Below are 20,927 nucleotides of genomic sequence, written 5' to 3' on the forward strand. Positions count from 1 at the left end.
TCCTACTGCTGCGGTGATGGCGCGGAATTGACCGCACGCCTGGCATGGCGGAGCTTCGCGATCAGACCTTCGTGACCGCAGGCGCCCTGCCCCTGCGCACCAGGGCCGAAGCGCACTTCTTCCTCCTCCCAGGCAGCGTCGAGCGCCACGAGATCCATCGGGTCGCTGTCTGGCGCCTTCAGGAGTTCGTCGACGACTTCACGCCGGGGGGCATCGGCCGCAATCACCCCTAGTGCGTCGAACACCGCCTTGTAGGTTGACTGCCGCCGGCCGAGCCGTTCGGCCAACGCTGCAAAGATGTGCGCCGTCTGTCCAAGCAGGTCGCGTGCTTCAGAAAGCGGCCGGATCGACAGAAATTCCAGGAATAACGGTACGTAGTCCGGCAATTCGTTGGCTTCGATGACCAACCCGACATTTTCATACATGGCCTTCAAGTCGACCATCGCTTGGCCACGGTCACGGCTTTCGCCGTGCACATGCTCGAACAGATGCAGCGCCAGCGTCTTGCTGCGGTCGAACAGCAGGCCGTAGCGCTCCTGCAGATCGTACAGGTCGCCGGTCGCGATTTCCTCGATCAGCACATCGAGCGCCTGGCGGCATGACGCCGGCACCAGCCGGTCGGCGTCGAGCACCGACAGAAATTCCGGCGCGACTTCGATCAACTCTTCGGTCGGATAGCTCAACAACCCCGACAGGACCTTGAAGGTCTTCATCACGCCATCTCCATCGGGTTCTTTGCCTTGCGGGGTGAACCAAACAGATTAGTCTCGGTCTCGCCGCCGGAGCAGCCATTGCCAAAGGTGAAGCCACAGGAGCCGCGGATGTCGAAAGCGTCGGCGCCCAGTTCGCGATGCGCGGTCGGGATCACGAACCGGTCCTCGTAGTTCGCAATCGCCATGATCTGATACATCTCGTCGATCTGCGCCGCCGTCAGCCCGACACGCCTGGCGATGGCTTCATCGACCACGCCGTCGAGTGTCTTGGTCCGCATGTAGGCGCGCATTGCCATCATTCGTTCCAGTGCCAACGTCACCAGCGCCTCGTCGCCCGCCGTCAGGAGGTTGGCGAGATAGCGCATCGGGATACGCAACGACTTGACGTCAGGCATGCCGCCGTCGAGCCCGATCTTGCCGGCCGAGGCAGCCGAGGTAATCGGCGACAGCGGTGGCACGTACCAGACCATCGGCAGGGTCCGGTATTCCGGGTGCAGCGGGAACGCGACCTTCCATTCCATCGCCATCTTCCAGATCGGCGAGGTTTTAGCTGCTTCCAGCCATGTATGCGGAATGCCCTGCCGCTCGGCTTCGGCAATCACCTCGGGATCGTTGGGATTCAGGAAGATGTCGAGTTGCGCCTGATACAGATCCCGCTCGTCGGGCTTGCTGGCAGCTTCCGCGATCCGATCGGCATCATAGAGCACCACCCCAAGATAGCGGATGCGGCCCACGCACGTCTCCGAGCACACGGTCGGCTGCCCGGCCTCGATGCGCGGATAGCAGAAGATGCACTTCTCGGATTTTCCAGACGACCAGTTATAGTAGATCTTCTTGTAGGGACAGCCGGACACGCACATGCGCCAGCCGCGGCACTTGTCCTGGTCGATCAGGACGATTCCGTCCTCCTCGCGCTTGTAGATCGCGCCCGACGGACAAGCGGCGACGCACGCCGGATTGAGGCAGTGCTCGCACAGCCGCGGCAGGTACATCATGAAGGTATTTTCGAATTGGCCGTAGATGTCCTTCTGTACACCCTCGAAATTGTAGTCTTGCGAGCGTTTGGCGAACTCGCCGCCGAGAATTTCTTCCCAGTTCGGGCCCCATTCGATCTTCTCGATCCTCTCGCCTGACACCAGCGAGCGCGGGCGCGCTGTCGGCATCGCCTTCATCTCTGGCGCCTGCTGAAGATGCGGGTAGTCGAAGGTGAACGGCTCGTAGTAGTCGTCGATCTCAGGCAGATCCGGATTGGCGAAGATGTTCGCCAACACCCGCCACTTGCCGCCGATACGCGGCTGGATCGAGCCGTTGCGATTGCGCTTCCAACCTCCCTTCCAGCGCGTCTGGTTCTCCCAATCCTTCGGATAGCCGACGCCGGGCTTGGTCTCGACGTTGTTGAACCACGCGTATTCCATGCCTTCGCGGCTCGTCCACACGTTCTTGCAGGTGACGCTGCAGGTGTGACACCCGATACACTTGTCGAGGTTCAGCACCATTGCGATTTGCGCGCGGATTTTCATTCTGCGGCCTCCAGGCCGGGGTTGCCGGATCGATCTGCGGTCGGGGTGTCGAGCCAATCGACTTTCGACATCTTGCGAACGATGACGAATTCGTCGCGATTGGCGCCGACGGTGCCGTAATAGTTGAAGCCGTAGGCCTGCTGCGCGTAGCCACCGATCATGTGCGTCGGCTTTAGAACGGTGCGGGTGACCGAGTTGTGGATGCCGCCACGCTGGCCGGTCTGCTCGGAGCCCGGGACGTTCACGATCTTCTCCTGCGCATGATACATCATGCACATTCCCTGCTTCACGCGCTGCGAGACCACCGCACGCGCGACCAGCGCGCCATTGGTGTTGTAGGCCTCGATCCAGTCGTTATCGACGATACCGGCTGCCTTGGCGTCGATCTCGCTAATCCATACGATCGGACCGCCGCGCGAGAGCGTCAGCATCAGCAGATTGTCGGTATAAGTGGAGTGGATCCCCCACTTCTGGTGAGGCGTGATGAAGTTCAGCACCACCGAGCCATTGCCGTTCGGCTTGCGGTCGATGACGGGCTTGACCGTCTTGGTGTCGATCGGCGGCCGATAGACGCAGAAGCCTTCACCGAAGGCGCGCATCCACAGATGATCCTGATAGAGTTGCTGACGGCCGGTCAGCGTGCGCCACGGGATCAACTCGTGAACGTTGGTGTAACCGGCGTTGTAGCAGACCTTCTCCGATTCCAATCCGGACCAGATCGGCGAGGAGATGATCTTGCGCGGCTGCGCGACGACATCGCGGTAACGGATCTTCTCGTCTTCCTTCGGGATGGCGAGATGGGTGTGGTCGCGGCCGGTGAAACTGCCCAGCGACTCCCACGCCTTGACGGCGACCTCGCCGTTGGTTTCCGGAGCCAGGCTCAGGATGACCTCGCAGGCATCGATCGCACTGTCGATGCGGGCAAGCCCCTTCGATGCGCCCTCCTCGATGACGACGCCGTTGAGCTTCTTGAGCAAGTCGACCTCATGGTCGGTGTTCCAGCTCATCCCTTTGCCGCCGTTACCAAGCTTGTTCATCAGCGGCCCGAGCGAGGTGAAGCGTTTGTAGAGGTTCGGATAGTCGCGCTCGACAACCGTCACCGCAGGCATGGTCTTGCCGGGGATCGGCTCGATTGCACCCGTCTTCCAATCCTTGACGTCGAACGGTTGCGCGATCTCGCCGGGGCTGTCGTGCATGATCGGAGTGAGGACGACGTCCTGCTCCACACCGAGCACTTCCGGAGCGACCCTCGAGAACGCTTCCGCGATGCCCTTGTAGATGTCCCAATCGCTGCGCGATTCCCAGACCGGATCGACCGCGGCCGACAGCGGGTGGATGAAGGGATGCATGTCCGAGGTATTGAGATCGTTCTTCTCGTACCAGGTTGCGGTCGGCAGCACGATGTCGGAATACATGCAGGTGGTCGACATCCGGAAGTCAAGCGTGACCAGCAAGTCGAGCTTTCCTTCCGGCGCATGATCGAGCCACTTCACGTCGACGGGCTTCCTCCTGCCGTGCTCGCCGAGATCCTTGCCGATCACGCCGTGTTTGGTACCGAGCAGATGCTTGAGGAAATACTCGTGGCCCTTGCCTGAAGCGCCGAGCAGGTTGGAGCGCCAGACGAACATATTGCGCGGCCAGTTTCTCGGATTGTCGGGATCGTCACATGACAATTGCAACTCGCCCGACTTCAGCGACTTCGCCACGAAATCCTTGGCTTCCAGCCCGGCGGCTGCGGCCTGCTTAGACACTTCAAGCGGATTGGTTTGCAATTGCGGCGCGGACGGCAACCAGCCCATCCGCTCGGCGCGCGCGTTGTAATCGATCAGCGCGCCATCCCATGGCCCCTGCGGTGCGGTGGGCGACAGAATCTCCTTCACGTCAAGCGTTTCGTAGCGCCACTGGTCAGTGTGGGCATAGAAGGCCGAGGTGGAGTTCATCTGCCGCGGCGGGCGGCCCCAATCGAGGCCGAAGGCGAGCGGCGTCCAGCCGGATTGCGGCCGCAGCTTCTCCTGACCGACATAATGCGACCAGCCGCCACCGGACTGGCCGACGCAACCGCACATCACCAGCATGTTGATGATGCCGCGGTAGTTCATGTCCATGTGGTACCAATGGTTCAATCCGGCACCGACGATGACCATCGAGCGACCGCCGGTCTTCTCGGCGTTAGCGGCGAACTCGCGTGCCACCGTGATGATTTGGTCGCGCGGCACGCCGGTGACCTTCTCCGCCCAGGCTGGGGTGTAGGGCTGAACATCATCGTAATTCCTGCCGACATGGCCGCCGCCGAAGCCGCGATCGACGCCGTAATTGGCGACGAACAGATCGTAGACTGACGCCACCAGCGTCTCGCCATCCCTGAGCTTGATGCGCTTCGCCGGCACCTTGCGCATCAGCACGTCCGGGTGGTCGGTTCCCTGGAAATGATCGTGCTCGCGATTGCCGAAATAGGGGAAGCCGACGTCGGCCAGCTCATCCTTCGTATCGGAGAGAGAGAGCCGAAGCCTGGTGTCGCGGCTCCTCGATTCGCGTTCCTCCAGATTCCATTTGCCCTTCTCGCCCCAGCGGAAGCCGACCGATCCGTTTGGCACCACGATCTCGCCGGACGCCTCATCGTAGGCGACCGTCTTCCATTCGGGATTGTTGGTCTCGTCGAGCGAAGTGGCAAAATCCGAGGCGCGCACGAACCGCTCAGGCACGAGCCGTCCTTCGGATTCCACCAGGCGCACCAGAAATGGCATGTCCGTATACTGGCGCGCATAATCGTTGAAGTATTTTGCCTGACGATCGACGTGGAATTCCTTGAGGATGACGTGCCCCATGGCCATCGCTAGCGCCGCGTCGGTCCCCTGCTTGGGCGACACCCAAAGGTCCGCGAACTTCGAGGCTTCGGAATAGTCCGGGCTGATCACGACGCTCTTGGCGCCCTTGTAGCGGACCTCGGTGTAAAAATGCGCATCCGGCGTGCGCGTCTGCGGGACGTTCGATCCCCACAGGATCAGGAAGCCGGAATTGTACCAGTCCGCGCTTTCAGGCACATCGGTCTGCTCGCCCCAGGTCTGTGGCGAAGCTGGCGGCAGGTCGCAATACCAATCGTAGAACGACATGCAGACGCCACCGAGCAGCGACAGATAGCGCGCACCGGCCGCGTAGCTCACCATCGACATCGCCGGAATCGGCGAAAAGCCGAATACGCGGTCCGGACCATAGGTCTTGGCGGTGTAGGCGTTGGCCGAGGCCACGATCTCGTTGACCTCGGCCCAGGTTGCGCGGACGAAACCGCCAAGACCGCGCATTTGCACGTAGGCCGCGCGCTTCTTCGGATCCTCGACGATCGCCTTCCACGCCGCCACCGGTGTCATGGTGGCCCGCGCGGCGCGCCATAGCTTCAACAGCCGTGACCGCACCAGAGGATACTTCACGCGATTTCCGGAATAGAGGTACCAGCTGTAGCTCGCGCCACGCGCGCAGCCGCGCGGTTCGTGATTGGGCAGATCGGGCCGTGTGCGTGGATAGTCGGTCTGCTGGGTCTCCCAGGTGACGATGCCGCCCTTGACATAAACTTTCCACGAGCACGAGCCCGTGCAGTTCACGCCGTGCGTCGATCGCACGATCTTGTCGTGCTGCCAGCGCTTGCGATAGCCGTCCTCCCAGGACCGATCCTCGGTCGTCGTCACGCCGTGACCGCCGGCGAACTCTGCCTTGGGACGCGTGAAGAACGACAGCCTGTCGAGAAAATGGCTCACTGTCCCGTCTCCTTATTCTGCAGGCTGCACTGCGGGCGAAATCGGGCCGCCGCGCTCGATGTCGTGGAGCAGGCCGCCCTTGCGGGTATAGACAGCCCATGTGATCACGACGCAAATCACGTAGAAAATGAAGAAGCCCCAGAGAGCCGCCTGCACACCGCCGGTGAGATCGATCGAGGTGCCGTAGGATTTCGGGATGAAGAAGGCGCCGAAAGCAGCGATCGCGGACGTGAAGCCGGTGATCGCGGCCGATTCCTTTTCGGCCTGCCGCTGACGGGTGGCCGCATCGGCAGTGGGCATCAGCCGCTCCATTTCACGACGCATGATGTTCGGGATCATCTGGAAGGTCGACGCGTTACCGACGCCCGTCGCAAAGAACAGGAACAGGAACATCGCGAAGAAGCCCCAGAAGGCACCCGGCTGATCTTTGATGCCGAGGAAGTAGAGAATCCCGAGCACGCCGGCCATCATCATGACGAAAACCCACAGGGTGACACGACCGCCGCCCCATTTGTCCGAAATCCAGCCTGTAGCCGACCGCGAGAGCGCGCCGACAAGAGGCCCGAGGAAGACGAATTGTAGCGCATCGACCGTTGGAAACTGGGTCTTCGCCAGCAGCGGGAAGCCTGCGGAGTAGCCGATGAAGGAGCCGAAGGTGCCGGTGTAGAGCCAGCACATGATCCAGTTGTGCTTGCGCTGGAAGATGACCGCCTGATCGGAAAACGAGGCCTTGGCGGACGCGATGTCGTTCATCCCAAACCAGGCGGCAAAAGCGCTGGCTGCGATAAATGGCACCCAGATGAAGCCCGCATTCTGCAGCCAGAGCGGGGCCTGCTGCGGTCCGTTGGTCACCATCGTCGGATCGCCGCCGAACCAGCCGAACACACCGACCGTGATCACAAGCGGCACGACGAACTGCACGGTTGAGACGCCGAGGTTGCCGAGGCCGGCATTGAGCGCAAGGGCGTTGCCCTTCTCGGCACGCGGGAAGAAGAAGGAGATGTTAGACATCGAGGAGGCAAAATTGCCGCCGCCGAAACCGCACAACAGCGCCAGCGCCAGGAACACCGGATATGGCGTTGAAGGCGTCTGCACCGCGTAACCGATGCCGACTGCGGGAATCATCAGTGACCAAGTCGCAAGCGTAGTCCACAATCGCCCGCCGAAGATCGGCACCATGAAGGAATAGAAGACACGGAGCACCGCCCCGGAGATGCCGGGCAACGCCGCCAGCCAGAACAGCTCAGCCGTGGTGAACTTGAAGCCGACCGTGGGCAGCTTTGCTACCACCACCGACCAGACCTGCCAGATCGCGAAGGACAGCAGCAACGCCGGGATCGAAATCCAGAGATTGCGTCGCGCGATCGCCCGGCCGCTCGTTTCCCAAAAGGTCTTGTCTTCGGGACGCCAGTCGGTCAGTACCACGCCAGACAGGGCACCGACGTGCTCCGGCTTGTGAATCTCCTCCATCTCGGGAAGTTCGGGGAGCGTCTTGAGCGCTTCGCCGACGAGTCCGCGCTCCATCTGCCGGATCGACACGTGCATCCAGACGAGGGAAACCGTAACCAGCAGAAACAGTGCCATGAAACAACTGGTCCACAGCCCCGTGAGGTCGACCAGAGCGCCGAAGGCGATCGGAAGGACGAAGCCGCCGAGACCCCCAATCATGCCGACCAACCCGCCGACGGCGCCGACGCTGTTCGGGTAATAGACCGGGATGTGCTTGTAGACCGCCGCCTTGCCCAGCGCCATGAAGAAGCCGAGCACGAACACCGTCACGGTGAACGGCACCAATCCCATTTCCAGATGGAAGGCGACCGCGCCGTTGACCGTCTTCACCAGATAGTCCGTGGGCGGGTAGGATAGAATGAAGGTCGCGACCACGCCGACCAGGAAGGTCCAGTACATGACGCGGCGTGCGCCGTAACGATCCGAGAGGTGGCCACCGTAGGCCCGGAATACACTGGCGGGAAGCGAGAACATCGCAGCCACCATGCCGGCGGTCTTGATGTCGACTCCATAGACCTTGATCAGATATTGAGGCAGCCACAACGCCAGCGCCACGAAGGCGCCGAACACGAAGAAATAGTACAGCGCGAAACGCCAGACCTGAATGTTCTTCAGCGGCTCGAGCTCCAGCCAGGCGCTTTTCGGCTTCTCGTTGTTTTCTCGCCGCGCACGGACGACGGGGTCTTCTTCGGAGAATAGCCAGAACGTAATGCCCATCAGGCCGATCACGAGTGCCCAGACCTGGGCAACCGTCTGCCAGCCATAAGCCACCAGCACGAACGGCGCGACAAACTTGGTCAATGCAGCGCCGACATTACCAGCGCCGAAGATGCCGAGCGCGGTGCCCTGCTTACCCGCGGCATAAAATCGCGATACGTAGGCGATGCCGACCGCGAAGGATCCGCCGGCGATGCCGACGAAGAACGCAGCCACTAAGAATTCGGGATAGGTGTGCGCCCAGATCAGTAGATAGGTTGCAACCGCGGCGGCTAGCATGACGACGGTATAGACCCGGCGTCCGCCATACTGATCCGTCCAGATACCGAGCAGAAGGCGGATCAGGGATCCGCTGAGAATGGGGGTACCGACCAGCAGGCCGAACTGGGTGTCGTTTAGTCCCAGCTCCTGCTTGATGCGGATGCCGATGATCGAGAAGATCGTCCAGACCGCAAAGCAAATGGTGAAGGCGATGGTCGAGAGCCAGAGCGCCCGGCCCTGATGGACGGTACTTGAAGTTGGTGATGCCATAGTTAGCCCCCGAGAAAGCGTTCGAGGGAATGGATGGCCGAAACCGGGTTCACACAGTTTGTGCTACGTCAAACAACTGGCGGCCAGCCGATCATGCGGGCTCTTTTCGACGAAGATTTGTCGAATCCCGTCACCTCAATTGATGCTAGTCACATCTATATTTGATAAATGTCACAGATTGATCTCAACACAGGATGGAAAGTTGCTCCGCTCTGACCAACTTAAGCAAGTCACGAATCTCCCGCTGTTTTCCGGAATCGCGGAAGAAGCGCTCGCCGATCTGCTTGATGCCGCACTCTTGCAGCAATTCCCGGCGGGGGTCGTTCTGATCTACGAAGGGCATCATCCGGATTTTCTGCATATCCTTATTGATGGATTGGCCGAAGTTTTTACTGAACAGGATGGTGAAGAATGGGGAATTTCGCTGGTCGACCCCGTTACAACCTTCATCCTCGCGGCGGTCGTCAGCGACCAACCTTACTTGAATTCCGTCAGGACGCTGTCGGACTCGAGCGTCCTATTGATTCCCGCGCAACGCGTCCGCGATATGTTTGATCGCGACGTAGCGTTTGCACGTGTGGTGGCGAGAGAACTCGCCTTTGCCTATCGGTCGTCGATCAAGAAATTGAAGGGCTACATGGCCCGGTCTGCGGTCGAGCGTCTTGCCAACTGGATCTTGACCGAAGCGAACAAGGGTCCGGCAGCGGAAGCCGTCGTGATCCCATTTGACCGCGGAAAGCTCGCCTCGCATATCGGAACGACGCGAGAAAACCTGTCTCGGAATCTCGCTCAGCTTACCGAGCACGGTGTCCGCATCCGCGGGCGAGAGATAGTGATCGATAACAAGAAGTCGCTAGAGACCTTCGCGCGTCCACAACGGCTCATTGACGATCCCGACTCTTAAAGCCGGCGGACACGATCTTGATTTACGTCAATGCGCGTTCGCCAAGTTCGCGGGAAATTATTATTTTTATCCGCGATGCATGATCGCAATCTTCTCCCTGCCGCTCATAACGGTCTGGTTGCAGTTTCGAGTCCTGCCGGGCTCACCAACGAAAACTCCGTTCTCGTCGCCCGCAGCGCGACGACCGCACCAGATACGTCCACTTTCCGTTTGCCCACCACAATCATGTCGCATCAGACAGTGTACCGGCACTTTAGTTCGCACAGGAAATGTGGCAGGCGTTCAGAACCTTACGCGCCTACGACACTGCGCGCGGCAGCGGCCACAATGATCAAGTCTTCTCGCTACACGTCGAAGAACACCGTCTCGTTGTCACCCTGCAGACGGACGTTGAACGCGTAGGTGTGGCCAGCACCGGGCTTGCGCTTGGCGATCAGGGTCGCACGGCGATCGGCCGGCACCAGCGCAAGCACGGAATCAGTCGCGTTGCCGGCCTCGTCGTCGAAATAGATCCGGGTGTATAGGTGCAGCAGCATGCCGCGCGCGAACACCGCGAGCACGATGTGCGGCGCCTGCGGCTTGCCGTCGGCATCAGGCACCACGCCGGGCTTGATAGTGTCGAACGAATAGCCGCCGCTCTTGTCGGTGCCGCAACGGCCAAAACCCTTGAACGAGGAATTCGGCAGTGCCCGCTTGTCCTGCGGGTCGGAGAAGCGGCCCTGGCTGTCGGCCTGCCAGATCTCCAGCATGCAATCCGGGATCACGGCGCCGTCGCCGTCATAGACCTTGCCCTCGACGCGGATCCGTTCGCCGGATGTATCCGGCGTCAGCAGATTGTTGGTGAAGGCGTCGTTCCACTCATACTCGCCGTTCGGCGTCAGGCCGTATTTGAAATACGGGCCGACGGTCTGCGAGGGCGTGATTCCATCAGGACGTGACACGTTACTTGGTCTCCATCGGCGTGGCGTTGCGCCCGCGCAGCACGATATCGAAGCGATAGCACAGCGCCCATTCCGGCTTGGTGTTCTCGAGATCGAACGACGAGATCATCCGCGCCCGCGCCTTCTCGTCGGTCACCGAATTGAAGATCGGGTCGAACGGGCACAGGGGATCGCCGGGGAAATACATCTGCGTCACCAGACGCGAGATGAAGGAATGGCCGAACACCGAGAAGTGGATATGGGCGGGCCGCCACGCATTGTGGTGATTGCCCCACGGATATGCGCCGGGCTTGATGGTGACGAACTTGTAGTAGCCGCTCGCATCCGATTGGGCGCGGCCGGCGCCGGTGAAGTTCGGATCGAGCGGCGCCGGGTGCTGGTCGACGACATGGATGTAGCGGCCGCAGGCATTGGCCTGCCAGATTTCGACCAACGTGTTCGGCACGCCGCGGCCGTCCTCGTCGAGCACATGGCCGTGCACGATGATGCGCTCGCCGAGCGGCTCGCCCTTGGCCTGGATGGTGAGGTCGCTGTCGTGCGCGCGCACCGTCTCGTGACCGTAGACCGGACCGGTCAATTCCGAGAGCGTATGCCGCATCGGGATCAACGGCTTTTGCGGCGAACGCTTGATCGCGCTCCGGTAGGCCGGAGACAGCCGCGCGGGATGGATGCGGTTCGAAGCGACCGGATAGATCAACGTCATGTGCTTGCTCCAGGCAGATTGGGCGCATGTGCCCGGCGTCAGACCGGCGCCTTGAAATCATACGAAATTCGGCCGGCCGGCAGATAGAACAGCGCAATGACCGCGCCGCCTCTGACTTCCGGATAATGCCGGCTGCCGGGATCCGGCGCGGTCCAGCCGGGTCCTTGCCAGCCCTGCAGCCCCTTCAACTCGGCGCCCTTGTCGAGGGGAACGACGAGATTGAGTTCGCCATAGGGGTGACCGTGATACTGCCCGCGCAACACGTCATGATCGTCGTCGTCCTTGAAACGGCGTGGATCGGCGCTGTTCATGTAGACCGCGGTGATGCTGAACTGGAACGTCTCAGGGACCGGCTCGAGGATGCGGCTACGCCGATAGTTCGGGCCCTCGACCTCCTGGTTCGCGGCCCAGCCCTCCTCGACTCCCGTTTTGATGAGGCGAGCGAGATCCTGATAGAGCGCGCTCGTCTCTCCATACGTCTCATTGAGCCAGCGCTCCATCGCCGCGCTCGGCGTCATGTCCTTGACTTCGCGCAGAAACGGAATGCTGCGTTCGATCAGTTGTTCACGGCTTCCCATGGCTTTCTCCTGTTCTAATCTTCGAATCCCTTGAAGGAGGCGAACGCCTCCAGATCTGCGCGCGGCATCAGCCGCGCCCTCCCGCGCTCCCTGGGGTGACCCACCGAGATTCCGCAGGCGACCATCTGCTCGGCCGGGATCGACAACGCCGGACGCAAGATCCGGTGATACTTGGCGAAAGTTTCCTGCGGACAGGATTGCAGCCCGCGTCCGACCGCCGCCAGCATCACGTTCTGGATGAACATGCCGAGATCGAGCCAGCTTCCCATCGCGAGGCGGCGATCGATGGTGATGATCAGCCCAACGGGTGCGCCGAAGAAGCCGAAGTTCTTCGCGGTCTGCCTGCTCCGCGCCGCGGCGTCGCTTTGCGCGATACCGAGCGAGCCATAGAACAATCGTCCGAACTCCTGGCGGCGGCCGAGATACGGCTCGGGAAACTCGCTGGCGTAGTATTGATATTCGGAGACGTGCTCGCTCGGCTCCGTCTCAAACGCGTGCAGCAGGGCAGCCGACACTTCGGCCTTGGCGGTGCCCGCGAGCACGTAGACGTGCCAAGGCTGGATGTTGGCACCGCTCGGCGCGAACCGCGCCACGCGCAGGATCTGCTCGATGGTCGCGCGCGCGACCGGGCTGCCCGAGAACTCGCGGCACGAGAGCCGGCTCGCGATCACCTCGTCGATCGGATCGCGCGCAACGCCGCGCGCTGTGTCCGGTTCGATCACGACTTCTTCACAAGCGGACATCCGCCGTCCTCCATCGGTCTGAAGGCTTCTTCGCCGGGGATCGTGGCCAGGAGCTGGTAGTAGTCGAACTGGTACTTCGACTCCTCGGGCGACTTGACGCGGAACAGATACATGTCGCGAACCAGCCGGCCATCCTGACGGATCTTGCCGTCGCGGGTCATGAAATCGTTGACCGGCAGTTCCCGCATCTTGGCGGCCACGGTCGGCCCATCGAGCGTGCCTGCAGCTTCGACTGCCTTGAGATAGTGCATGACGGCGCCATAGGTCCCGGCATGGATCATGGTCGGCACCTTCTTGGTCTTCTCGATGAAGCGCTTCGACCATGCCCGCGTCTCGTCGTTAAAGTCCCAATAGAACGCCGAGCTGAGCATCAGGCCTTGCGCGCTTTGCAGCCCGAGGCTGTGAATGTCGGCGATGAAGACGATCAGGCCGGCAAGCTTCTGGGTGCGCGTCACTCCGAATTCGCCCGCCTGCTTGACGGCGTTGATGAAATCACCGCCGGCATCGGCCAGCGCGATCACGTCCGCCTTGGAGGCTTGCGCCTGCAACAGGAACGATGAGAAATCGGGCGTGTTGATCGGATGCTTCACCGCGCCGAGCACCTTGCCGCCGGTGGCATCGATCACCTTGCGGCTGTCAGCCTCGAGCTGCGCGCCGAGCGAGTAGTCAGCCGAAAGGAAGAACCAGGACTTGGCGCCGAGCCGCGAGATCGCCTTGGTCGCGCCCTGCGACAGCGCGTAAGTGTCGTAGGTCCAATGGATGCCGGTCGGCGAGCACTCGTCGCCCGTCAGGCGGGACGTCGCCGCGCCGGTAGCGAGGAAGAGCTTCTTCTTGGCGCGGGTGATGCCCTGCACCGCCAGCGCGACGGCGGAATTCGGGACGTCCAGGATCGCCTCGACGTTGTCGTTCTCCAGCCACCGCCGGGCGATCGCTGCGCCGATGTCGGCCTTGTTCTGATGATCCCCCGCGATGATCTCGATCGGGCGCCCGAGCACCCTGCCCTTGAAATCGTCCACCGCCATCTGCGCCGCAACGACCGATCCCTGACCGCCGTTATCGGCGTAGAGCGACGACATGTCGGTCAGCACACCGAGCCTGACCGGCCCGTTCTGGGCAATCGCAGGTGCTGCGAGCATCGCGAGCGCCAGCACCAATCCGAGCGACCTGCACGCACCACCCTCGTTCGATTTCACCGAGGCATTGATCATGTTGTTTCCTCCCAACCCGGCGGCCGCACTCTTGGCCAGAACACGGGATTGCGGAAGTGAAAGTCTTGCAGGGTGATCCTGAACCGGCTTCAGAACGCCGACGGCGGCAAAAGCGGCAACCTGCCCCAGAAAATCCGGCCGGTTGCATCAGCCGGGCGCCTGGCCTTAACTGCGTGCGATCGCAAATTTCCGCACAGGCGCGCGATCCGCTACCGACGGGACTCTCATCGTGTCCGTTTCGTTCAATACATTGGACCTGAACCTGCTCAAGGTGTTCGACGCCGTGATGGAGGAGCGCAGCGTGCTGCGCGCCAGCCAGAAAGTCGCACTGAGCCAGTCTGCGGTGAGCCACTCGCTGGCACGGCTGCGCGAGATGCTGGATGACGAGCTGTTTGTCCGCACCGCGACCGGCATGCAGCCGACGGCGCGCGCGTTGACGATGGCGCCGCAGGTTCGCCAGGCGCTGCGGTCGCTCGAGACGGCCGTCGAGCTGCCGACCTTCGTACCGGCGAAATCCACCAAGCTGTTTACGCTGGCCGCCAACGACTTCACCACGATGGTGTTGGCACCGCCGCTGTTGAAGATTCTCGGCCGCGAGGCTCCGGCGATCGATCTCACGATCAAGCCGGTGACGCGGATCGATCTGGCCGAGCAGATCGACCTCGGCCGCATCGACGTTGCGATCGGCGTGTTCTCGTCGCCGCCGAGCCGCTTCCGCACCGCCCTGCTGTTCGAATATGACGACGTGCTGATCGTCGGCAAGAAGCGCAAGCTCGGCCGGCTCGACAACGCGAAGCTCGCCAACCTGCCGCTGGTTGTCGTCTCGTTTGGCGGCGAGCAGGAGGGCGCCATCGGCGGCTTCATCTCCGAGCGCGGGCTTGCCCGCCGTTCGGAGATGTACGACCGCCCCGCGCTGGAACGGGCGCTGTCCGACAGCGACCGGCCGCCGCGGATCGCGGTCTCGCTGCCGCACTTCCTCGCACTGCCCGCGTTGCTGATCGATTCCGAACTCGCCGCGATCGTTCCGCGGCCACTGGCGCGGGCGCTCGAGGCGGCGCACGCGATCACGGCCCATGAACTGCCCTACACCACGACGCCCGTGGAAGTCCGGCTGCTGTGGCACGAACGCGTCGAGGGCGAGCCGTCGCACGAATGGCTTCACGAGGTGCTCCGGCGCGCCACCGAGGAACTGAGGCGCGGCCGCTAGCAGCCGCACGCGATCCTCGGCCCACCCTCATTGCGCGGCCATGGCGCCGGACATCGGTACCCAGCGCTCGCCATCAAAACGCTGCGGCCGCAGCGATGTGATCAGGCGATAATCGTCCGGGCTGATGTTGACCGTGATGCCCGGGATCAGGCCGGGGAGCGCGAGGTTCTTCAGCGCGGTGGCCTGCTTCGTGATGTTCTGCCGGGACAGATCGTCGCCGCAGGCCTCAATGACCTTGGTCATCAGCACGGCGACATTCCAGCCGGTGAAGTTGAGCTGATCCTCGATATCTCCCTCGGGATAGTACTTCTTCATGAAAGCCAGCCACTCCAGATAGGCGGGATCGTTGGCCCATTCGGGATCGCCGACCGACTTGGTCGGTGTCGCCGAGATCGCACCCTTGGCGTTTTCGAGCCCGGCCGGCTTGAGGATGGTCGGCACGAAGTTGCTGCCGATCGGCAGGAACTGCTGTGCATGCCAACCGAGCTCGCCCGCCTTGCGGATCGCCTGCGAGGTGAACTTGCCGGTCGACGCATTGAGGAAGATGTTGGCGTTGGTGCTGGCCAGCGAGACCACCTGCGAATCGACCGTCGGCGACGTGACCTCGTAGGGCGACGCCGCGACAATCTCGGCCTTGGGATCGAGCCGGGCCAGCTCGGCCTTGAAGCTGCGGAGATATTCCCGGCCGTAGTCGTCGTTCTGGTACAGCACGGCGACGCGCGAAGCGGGCGTGTGCTCGGCCACCAGCCGCGCGTAGATCGCGGCCTCGGTGCTAAACAGCGTCATGCCCGAAATGGTGTAGGGGCTGGTCTTCGGGTCGGCGAAGCGCGCGCTCGCCGCGAACACGAACAGCTGCGGGATCTTCTTGCCGTTGAGATATTTCTGCACCGCGGCGTTCTGCGCGGTGCCCATGCTGCCGAAGATCGCGACCGCCTCGTCATTCTCGATCAGCCGGCGCGTCTGCTCCACGGCCTTCGGCGGGCTATAGCCGTCGTCGAGCGAGATCAGCTTGATCTTGTGGCCGTTGATGCCGCCACGATCGTTGATCATCTGGAAATAGCGGGTCTGCACCTTGCCGACCGCACTCAGCGCCGACGCTGGCCCGCTATAGGGCATGGTTTGCCCGAGAATCAGTTCAGTCTCGGCCGCCCGGGCCGAGACGCAAGCAGCGACCAAGGCCGCAAACATGACGATCGCGCGAAGTCCGCGCATGTGCTCCTCCCCTGTTTTCTTACCTGGAATATTCTTCCTAGGAAGATAATTGTCAACCGCGACGAAAGGCGGCAAATGGCCGCTTCGCGGAGCGACGTCCCCGGCGCGCAGCTATGCCGGGAACTTGCAAGGCGACACGATGACGTGGTGGTGTTAGATTGCTGCGATGCATGGTGCCGGCGCCTTGGCGCGGGACGAAGGGGACTGGAAGGGAATGAAGAAGAGCAGCGTGTCACGCCGCACCGAACCTGCGATCAAGCAGCCGCCGACACCCGACAGCACCCTTTACGACGACATCGAGGCCGCCTGGCTCGCCCAGCGTCCAGACCTCGACCTCGCTGCCGCCTGCACATTGCTGCGGCTGGAGCGCGTCAACCAGCTGCACGAAATGCGCCTGCAGGCGATCGCGAAGGCCGTCGGGCTGCAGACCGGCGAGCTTTACGTCTTGCTGGCGCTCAGGCGCTCGGGAAAGCCGTTTGAGTTGCGCCCGACCGATCTGTTCCGCGCGCTTCTCGTCACGTCGGGTGCCATGACCAAGCGCGTGGCGCGGCTCCAGGAAGGCGGCTTCGTGCTGCGCGTCTCCGCCAGCGATGATGGCCGCTCGGAGCTGGTCCGCCTGACCGCCAAGGGTCTTGCGGCTGCCGACCGCGGTATTGCCGAGGTCGCGAGAGTGGTCGAGGGCGTGACCGAGGCCAGCGGGCTGACCAAGGCGGAGCTCGCGATGCTCGACCGCTGCCTGCGCAAGCTCCTTGCCGTCCGATCCGTGAAGGCGACGAAGAAATCCAGCCGGCTTGCAGCGGATTAGCAGCGGCGCCGGTGGCACTACGCGACGGCCTTGCTGCCCGTCTTCAGGAGCGATCTGAGATCGCTCGAGCTATCTGCCGCCTGCGCCGGTGTCGGCGAGATGCCGGCTGCGATCAGGCGCCGCGCCACCATCTGGTCGGCTGGATTGTTGACGCTGTCGACCGCGACCAGTTTTCCTTGCCGGTAGTTGAACACGGAGAACCGGCCGGCCTCGGCCGCGCCGCGGATCACCGTGCGGTCGCTGCGCGCGCCGAAGCCGACGATCTGCAGCTTGAAATCATGCTGATCCGACCAGAACCTCGGAACGCTGTCATAGGCTTCATGACTATCCGCGATCGCAAGTCCGACAACCCGTCCCTGGTCCTGCGCATGCTGAACCGACTCCAGCCTGATCCAGCCCTCCGCGAACCGGCTGTAGTGATTGGCGCAGTCGCCGGCGGCGTAGATGCCCGGGCATGCCGTCCGGCCGTGCGCATCCACCACGATGCCGTTGGCGCATTCGAGGCCCGCGGCAGCGGCGAGCTCGTCATTGGCGATGCCGCCAATCCCGACGACGACAAGGTCCGCGGGAAGACGGATGCTTCCGGCCAGCTCGACCGCAGCAACCCGCCCACTCGTTCCGATCAATGCCGAGACCGCTGTGCCGAACTTCACCGCAACGCCCGCCGCGGTGTGAACGTCGAGCAGGAAGCGCGACACTGCCGGAGACACGGCCCGTTCGAGCAATCGCGACGCAGCCTCGATCACCGTCACCCGCTTGCCGAGCCTGGATGCCGAGGACGCGACCTCGAGGCCGATGAAGCCACCGCCAATGATCACGATCTCGCGGGCCTCGCCGAGCCGCGCCCTGAGATCGGCGGCTTCGGCGATCGACCTGATATAGCACACCCCGTCGAGCTCAGTGCCGGGGATCGCGATCCTCCGTGCGCGCGAGCCGGTAGCGATGACGAGATTGTCGAAGCCGAGCGCCGCGCCTCCGTTCAACACTACCTGGCCGGCGTTGCGATCGATCTCGACAACGCGGTGGCCCAGACGCAGATCGATTCGGTTGTCGGCGAAGACGGCCTCGTCGTGCATCAGGAGGCCCTGCGCGCCGATCTCGCCGAGCAGAAAATCCTTTGACAGCGGCGGCCGCTGATAGGGCAGTGCGTTCTCATCGGCGATCACGGTCACCGGCTCGGTATAGCCCGCATCACGCGCGGTGAGCGCTGCCTGAATGCCGGCATAGGAGGCGCCAATGACGACGAGGCCACTCACAGTTTGACGCCCGCACTGCTTTCGCCGGCGGCTTCCAGGGCAGCGCCGCCGTCGAGCTGCACATAGACCTCGCCATCGCGGATCTCGACCTTGAATGCCGCGATATCCTTATAGGCGCTCGACCGGCATTTGCCGTCGCGCACATCGAACATCGCGCCGTGCAGCGGACATTCGATCACGTGACCTTCGAGGAAGCCCGTCGAGAGCAACGCGAACGCGTGCGAGCAGACGTCGTCGGTTGCGAAGATATCGTCGCCGAACTTGTAGAGCGCGACGCGCCGCTCGCCCACCCTGAAGCCTAGCGGCTCCCCTTCCGATAGTTTCGCGGCAGCGCAGAGATGGTGCCAGTTCATGTGAAATCGTCTCCGGACCAAGGCTGAGACATGGGCGCGGACGTTACGTCCGCGCCCGGCTTGCGATCCGATCAGCGGGGAATCTGCCGCCAATCCTCGGCGGCGGAGGCGAGCCGGCCGCCGACTGCGCGGATGTCCTTGTAGGACATGGTCTCGCTCTGGCCACTCTTCGGCGGCTTGCCGGCCATGAAGCCGCGCACCTCGTCGAGCAGCTGGCGGCGCACCCTGACGATCGCCTGGTCCGCCGAACAGAGATACTCCTGCGAGCGGTCGACGATCGGACCCATGCTGACCATGACCACAAAATCCTCGATGACGATCTCGTGGAATCCGGTGCTGTTGCCGGCATCCATGATCTGGCGGTTCTGCCCCCAATTGTTGGATTGATCGCCCGGCAGGCCGCCGGCCATCGGCCACTGGTTGGCGCGCTGCACCTTGCGCCAGGAATCCACCGGCTTCTCGGGATTGTAGAAGATGTACCACTGGATCAGGTTCTCGTCGTCGATCGGCACCGCGATGATCGCGGTGCGATCCTGCTGCGGCCCGGAATAGATCGGCGCGATCAAGCCGTAATAGGGCATCACGAACTCGGTGACGCGGGCGAGGCACGATCCGTCCGGTCCGGTGCGCAACGCCGCGGCGCGGAAGCCGTAGGCCTTCTTCTCGAACTCGTAGCCCACTTCAGTGTTGACGCGCGTCGCGCCAAAATCGGTCGACGAGGTCGCGGTCCAGCTTTGGTGCAGCAGCGCGACATGCGAGGAATCGATGGTCGCCTCGACGCCCTGCAGCCAGTTTGCATTGAGCTCGATGCCGGCCGTGTAGACCTGGTCCGGCGGCAAATCCATCCACTCGAAGTCGGGCGCCGGGGGGGCCGTGCCCTCGCCGAGCCAGACCCAGATCAGGCCGGCGCCTTCGCGCACCGGATAGGATTTCGCCCTGACCGTCTTGGCGAATTCCCTGGGATTGTTCGGCTCGTTGGGAACGTCCAGCACCTCGCCATCGGCCTTGATCTTCCAGCCGTGGAACAGGCAGGTCAGCGAGCAATCGTCGACCCGTGCCAGCGCCAGCGAGGCGCCGCGATGGGGACAGGCCTCGTCGAGGAAACCGACGGTGCCATCGTTGCCCCTGAACGCGACGAAGTTGCGCCCGAACAGCTTGACGCGAACCGGCGCCTCGCCCTTGCGCACGCGCACCGAGAGCACAGCCGGCAGCCAGTAATGCTGGCGCAGCATCCGTCCCATCGGCGCGTCACCCGTGACGCGGCACAGCAATTCGTTCTCTTCCCTGGTGACCATCGCGAAACCTCCCTGTTGACGCCTTCGACGCTCCCGACCTAATATCTTCCTAGGAAGATTATTGTCAAGATACCTTCCAGAGAAGCCATATCGGGAGATCGCATGACCAAGGGACGCCTCGAGGATCGCATTGCACTGGTGACGGGAGGAAGCCGCGGGGTCGGCAAGGGTGTGGCGATCGGCCTTGCCGAATCCGGCGCGACCGTGATCGTCACGGCACGGACGCGCAATAGCGGCGGATCGGAATGGCCAGGTTCGCTCGACGAGACCATTGCCGCGATCGACGAGGCCGGCGGCCGCGGCATCGGCGTGCTGTGCGATCATTCCGACGATGGTTCGGTGAAGGAGGTCTTCGACCTGATCCGGCGCGACCACGGACGGCTCGACGTGCTCGTCAACAACGTGTTCGCGGCGCCGAACGTGATGCCGGTGAATGTGCCGTTCTGGCAGGTGCCGGCCTCGCTATGGGACACCATGCACCGCGTCGGCCTGCGTTCGCATTTTATCGCCAGCCAGTTCGCTGTGCCGCTGATGCTACCGCAAGGGCGTGGCCTGATCGTCAACACGTCATCAGGCGGCGGCATCCGCTACACCTTCAACGTGCCGTTCGGCGTGCAGAAATCTGGCGTCGATCGCATGGCGCGCGACATGGCGCACGAGCTGCAGCCATTCGGCATTGCCGCGGTCTCGATCTGGCCCGGCTACATCAAGAGCGAGAAGCTTGCGGCGCAGCCCGACCGCGTGCCGCCGGCTCTCGCCAGGCTAATTACGGAACGCGGCGAAACGCCGGTGTTCGCCGGACGCGCCGTAGCTGCGCTCGCTGGCGATCCCAACATGATGGCTAAGAGCGGCCAAATCCTGCTCGCCTCGGAGTTGGCGGCAGAATACGGCTTTACCGATGTCGACGGAAAGGTCCCGCCGGCGCCAAGCCGCGATCCGGCGCCGCTTTCCGTGTTCAAGCCGAACATCATGCCCTGAGGAAG

17 protein-coding genes are annotated in these 20,927 nt (G+C 62.8%); 4 read left to right on the forward strand and 13 right to left on the reverse strand.

The annotated features are described in order from the left end of the window. Positions 1 to 2: 2 nt before the first annotated feature. Genes narJ through CK489_RS36360 form a run of 4 tightly spaced genes read right to left on the reverse strand, consistent with a single transcriptional unit; the run spans position 3 to position 8,739 of the window. Positions 3 to 713 carry a nitrate reductase molybdenum cofactor assembly chaperone gene (gene narJ, locus CK489_RS36345; protein ID WP_095735646.1) on the reverse strand — a complete coding sequence of 237 codons (711 nt, stop codon included), beginning with the start codon at positions 711 to 713 and terminating at the stop codon, positions 3 to 5. Beyond that, positions 713 to 2,233: a nitrate reductase subunit beta gene (gene narH / locus CK489_RS36350; protein ID WP_095735647.1), complete on the reverse strand. Its 1,521-nt coding sequence runs from the start codon at positions 2,231 to 2,233 to the stop codon at positions 713 to 715. Before narH ends, narJ begins: the two co-directional genes overlap by 1 nt. Further along, on the reverse strand, positions 2,230 to 5,982 hold the full coding sequence (locus CK489_RS36355; protein ID WP_095735648.1) for a nitrate reductase subunit alpha: 3,753 nt from the start codon (positions 5,980 to 5,982) through the stop codon (positions 2,230 to 2,232). The genes narH and CK489_RS36355 overlap by 4 nt, the downstream gene beginning before the upstream one ends. Before the next feature lie 12 nt (positions 5,983 to 5,994). Beyond that, positions 5,995 to 8,739, reverse strand: coding sequence for a nitrate/nitrite transporter (locus tag CK489_RS36360; protein ID WP_095735649.1), 2,745 nt, complete (start codon positions 8,737 to 8,739; stop codon positions 5,995 to 5,997). A 202-nt stretch (positions 8,740 to 8,941) separates the two neighbouring features. On the opposite strand from CK489_RS36360, the gene CK489_RS36365 reads away from it, so the two are divergent. Next, entirely contained in the window at positions 8,942 to 9,643 is a 702-nt protein-coding gene (locus CK489_RS36365) for a cyclic nucleotide-binding domain-containing protein (RefSeq protein WP_050631742.1), read from the forward strand. Between the two features lie 344 nt (positions 9,644 to 9,987). Here CK489_RS36365 and pcaG read toward each other — a convergent pair whose 3' ends face one another. From pcaG to CK489_RS36390, 5 genes are read right to left on the reverse strand one after another with little or no spacing between them, the layout of a single operon-like run. Next, complete coding sequence (pcaG, locus tag CK489_RS36370; protein ID WP_095735650.1) at positions 9,988 to 10,584, reverse strand: protocatechuate 3,4-dioxygenase subunit alpha; 597 nt, start codon at positions 10,582 to 10,584, stop codon at positions 9,988 to 9,990. A 1-nt stretch (position 10,585) separates the two neighbouring features. Beyond that, complete coding sequence (pcaH, locus tag CK489_RS36375) at positions 10,586 to 11,287, reverse strand: protocatechuate 3,4-dioxygenase subunit beta (RefSeq protein WP_095735651.1); 702 nt, start codon at positions 11,285 to 11,287, stop codon at positions 10,586 to 10,588. A 38-nt stretch (positions 11,288 to 11,325) separates the two neighbouring features. Continuing rightward, the gene (locus CK489_RS36380) at positions 11,326 to 11,865 is read right to left on the reverse strand and encodes a 4-hydroxylaminobenzoate lyase (RefSeq protein ID WP_050631620.1); all 540 of its coding nucleotides are present in this window, start codon (positions 11,863 to 11,865) and stop codon (positions 11,326 to 11,328) included. A 14-nt stretch (positions 11,866 to 11,879) separates the two neighbouring features. Then, entirely contained in the window at positions 11,880 to 12,608 is a 729-nt protein-coding gene (locus CK489_RS36385; RefSeq protein WP_095735652.1) for a nitroreductase, read from the reverse strand. Beyond that, the gene (locus CK489_RS36390) at positions 12,584 to 13,816 is read right to left on the reverse strand and encodes an ABC transporter substrate-binding protein (protein ID WP_095735653.1); all 1,233 of its coding nucleotides are present in this window, start codon (positions 13,814 to 13,816) and stop codon (positions 12,584 to 12,586) included. Before CK489_RS36390 ends, CK489_RS36385 begins: the two co-directional genes overlap by 25 nt. Positions 13,817 to 14,045: 229 nt before the next feature. Between CK489_RS36390 and CK489_RS36395 the strand changes: the two genes are divergently transcribed. Then, the gene (locus CK489_RS36395) at positions 14,046 to 15,023 is read left to right on the forward strand and encodes a LysR family transcriptional regulator (RefSeq protein WP_095735654.1); all 978 of its coding nucleotides are present in this window, start codon (positions 14,046 to 14,048) and stop codon (positions 15,021 to 15,023) included. Between the two features lie 27 nt (positions 15,024 to 15,050). Here the strand turns inward: CK489_RS36395 and CK489_RS36400 are convergent, their stop codons facing one another. Next, complete coding sequence (locus CK489_RS36400; RefSeq protein ID WP_095735655.1) at positions 15,051 to 16,235, reverse strand: ABC transporter substrate-binding protein; 1,185 nt, start codon at positions 16,233 to 16,235, stop codon at positions 15,051 to 15,053. A gap of 214 nt (positions 16,236 to 16,449) precedes the next feature. Between CK489_RS36400 and CK489_RS36405 the strand changes: the two genes are divergently transcribed. Next, on the forward strand, positions 16,450 to 17,040 hold the full coding sequence (locus CK489_RS36405; protein WP_158226547.1) for a MarR family winged helix-turn-helix transcriptional regulator: 591 nt from the start codon (positions 16,450 to 16,452) through the stop codon (positions 17,038 to 17,040). Between the two features lie 17 nt (positions 17,041 to 17,057). On the opposite strand, the gene CK489_RS36410 is transcribed toward CK489_RS36405, so the two are convergent. The 3 genes from CK489_RS36410 to CK489_RS36420 all read right to left on the reverse strand — a co-directional run bounded on the left by CK489_RS36410 (position 17,058) and on the right by CK489_RS36420 (position 19,944). After that, positions 17,058 to 18,296: an NAD(P)/FAD-dependent oxidoreductase gene (locus CK489_RS36410; protein ID WP_095735657.1), complete on the reverse strand. Its 1,239-nt coding sequence runs from the start codon at positions 18,294 to 18,296 to the stop codon at positions 17,058 to 17,060. Next, on the reverse strand, positions 18,293 to 18,649 hold the full coding sequence (locus CK489_RS36415; protein WP_050631614.1) for a non-heme iron oxygenase ferredoxin subunit: 357 nt from the start codon (positions 18,647 to 18,649) through the stop codon (positions 18,293 to 18,295). Before CK489_RS36415 ends, CK489_RS36410 begins: the two co-directional genes overlap by 4 nt. Positions 18,650 to 18,720: 71 nt before the next feature. Further along, positions 18,721 to 19,944: a Rieske 2Fe-2S domain-containing protein gene (locus tag CK489_RS36420; protein WP_095735658.1), complete on the reverse strand. Its 1,224-nt coding sequence runs from the start codon at positions 19,942 to 19,944 to the stop codon at positions 18,721 to 18,723. Positions 19,945 to 20,046: 102 nt separating this feature from the next. Here CK489_RS36420 and CK489_RS36425 point away from each other — a divergent pair, with 102 nt between their 5' ends. After that, positions 20,047 to 20,922: an SDR family NAD(P)-dependent oxidoreductase gene (locus CK489_RS36425; protein WP_050631612.1), complete on the forward strand. Its 876-nt coding sequence runs from the start codon at positions 20,047 to 20,049 to the stop codon at positions 20,920 to 20,922. Positions 20,923 to 20,927 lie beyond the last annotated feature (5 nt).

Source organism: Bradyrhizobium sp. UFLA03-84 (genome assembly GCF_002289535.1).
Taxonomy (GTDB): Bacteria; Pseudomonadota; Alphaproteobacteria; order Rhizobiales; family Xanthobacteraceae; genus Bradyrhizobium; species Bradyrhizobium viridifuturi.

What these genes read in the sequence shown, in the direction of transcription:
- narH (WP_095735647.1), bottom strand. Translation starts at nt 2,233, where the DNA reads ATGAAAATCCGCGCGCAAATCGCAATGGTGCTGAACCTCGACAAGTGT.
- CK489_RS36400 (WP_095735655.1), bottom strand. Translation starts at nt 16,235, where the DNA reads ATGCGCGGACTTCGCGCGATCGTCATGTTTGCGGCCTTGGTCGCTGCT.
- CK489_RS36420 (WP_095735658.1), bottom strand. Translation starts at nt 19,944, where the DNA reads ATGGTCACCAGGGAAGAGAACGAATTGCTGTGCCGCGTCACGGGTGAC.
- CK489_RS36380 (WP_050631620.1), bottom strand. Translation starts at nt 11,865, where the DNA reads ATGGGAAGCCGTGAACAACTGATCGAACGCAGCATTCCGTTTCTGCGC.
- CK489_RS36405 (WP_158226547.1), top strand. Translation starts at nt 16,450, where the DNA reads ATGAAGAAGAGCAGCGTGTCACGCCGCACCGAACCTGCGATCAAGCAG.
- CK489_RS36390 (WP_095735653.1), bottom strand. Translation starts at nt 13,816, where the DNA reads ATGATCAATGCCTCGGTGAAATCGAACGAGGGTGGTGCGTGCAGGTCG.
- CK489_RS36360 (WP_095735649.1), bottom strand. Translation starts at nt 8,739, where the DNA reads ATGGCATCACCAACTTCAAGTACCGTCCATCAGGGCCGGGCGCTCTGG.
- CK489_RS36425 (WP_050631612.1), top strand. Translation starts at nt 20,047, where the DNA reads ATGACCAAGGGACGCCTCGAGGATCGCATTGCACTGGTGACGGGAGGA.
- CK489_RS36415 (WP_050631614.1), bottom strand. Translation starts at nt 18,649, where the DNA reads ATGAACTGGCACCATCTCTGCGCTGCCGCGAAACTATCGGAAGGGGAG.
- pcaH (WP_095735651.1), bottom strand. Translation starts at nt 11,287, where the DNA reads ATGACGTTGATCTATCCGGTCGCTTCGAACCGCATCCATCCCGCGCGG.
- narJ (WP_095735646.1), bottom strand. Translation starts at nt 713, where the DNA reads ATGAAGACCTTCAAGGTCCTGTCGGGGTTGTTGAGCTATCCGACCGAA.
- CK489_RS36385 (WP_095735652.1), bottom strand. Translation starts at nt 12,608, where the DNA reads ATGTCCGCTTGTGAAGAAGTCGTGATCGAACCGGACACAGCGCGCGGC.